This window comes from Yersinia rohdei ATCC 43380 (genome assembly GCF_000173775.1).
Lineage (GTDB): Bacteria > Pseudomonadota > Gammaproteobacteria > Enterobacterales > Enterobacteriaceae > Yersinia > Yersinia rohdei.
Window position 1 is genome coordinate 1 of the sequence record NZ_ACCD01000076.1, and the last position, 1188, is coordinate 1188.

Below are 1188 nucleotides of genomic sequence, written 5' to 3' on the forward strand. Positions count from 1 at the left end.
GACACCCGTCAGCAAGCCGTTGGCCATGTTCCCGGCAAATTGGCCGCCGATATTGCCGCCGGTGCTGATACCGACACTTTGGTGTTCAACTTTAAAATCGGCTTTATTTTCAATATCACTGAAGCCCAATGTGCCGGTATCCAGCTTATTTTTATCCGCCGTGGCGGTCGAGCCAATCACCGCGCCATTAAGCTGGGTATGCTCGCCCACCGTGATATCAAAACCGCCTTTGCCCGCAAATATCCCCGTTTGTTCCTGCACCGAGTCATAGTTGCTGTGCAGTTTGTCCTGACTCATGCTGAGGTTGGCGGAGGAGCCGCTGCCTATCACCGCCACACTCACCCCGCCGCTGGTGCTGGTCTGCTTCGAATCATAATAATCGCTGTCTTGCTGGCTTTGCAGCAGCAGGTCACGGCCGACATCCACCTTGACGGTGTCGCCGCTGGCCTGAGCACCAATCAGCGAGGTATCGCGCCCGCTGTTTAGCGACAATGTACCGCCACTGTCGACGGTGGTTTCCGTCCAGAAGGTGCCGTCGCCGTGCTCACTCCCTTGCCCCTTGTTGGCATTGGCAAAGATGCTCAGGCCGCCGCCGGAACCACCCAGCCCCAGACTGACGCCAACACTGCCGCCGCTGCTGCTGTTGCTGCCGTCAGTTTTTTGCGTGTTGGCCGCGCCGAGTAATAGCAAGTCACGGGCGGCATCCAACGTGGTGTCGCCACCGGCTTTGAGCTGGCTGCCTTGCACCACGATATCGCCGCTGTTGGCCGAATGCCCGTCACCGGTGGCATTGATGGTCAGGTTGTTGCCCGCCGTCAGGGTCGAGCCGGTCACACTGGTTTGTTGTTGATGCTGTTGCGAGGACGATTTTTGTGAGCCTAATGAAGCGCTGACGCCGAACATGCTGGCGGCATCACCCCCTTGTGCCTGCACCAATTGGCCGGCCTGCACCGCCTGCGCCCCACTGAGTGCCGCTTTGACACCTTGCAGCGCCGCCAACCGGCCATTGCTTTCATCGCGGGCATCTTTGGCGGCACTGCCCACCGCGCCGGATAGCGCCAGTGTCAGGCCGCTGCTTTTTTGCTCGACGCTATAGGTCTGGCTACTCTGGTTTTCAGCCGCCAGAATACTGACGTTTTTCCCGCTCAGATTAATGTCTTTACCGGCTAACACCTCAGAGCCTTGTAT

Annotated in this window: 1 protein-coding gene; it reads right to left on the reverse strand. The window is 58.7% G+C overall.

The features are described from left to right. Window positions 1-1188: hemagglutinin repeat-containing protein (locus tag YROHD0001_RS00090; protein WP_032818599.1), on the reverse strand; the 1188-nt coding region annotated here is incomplete at both ends.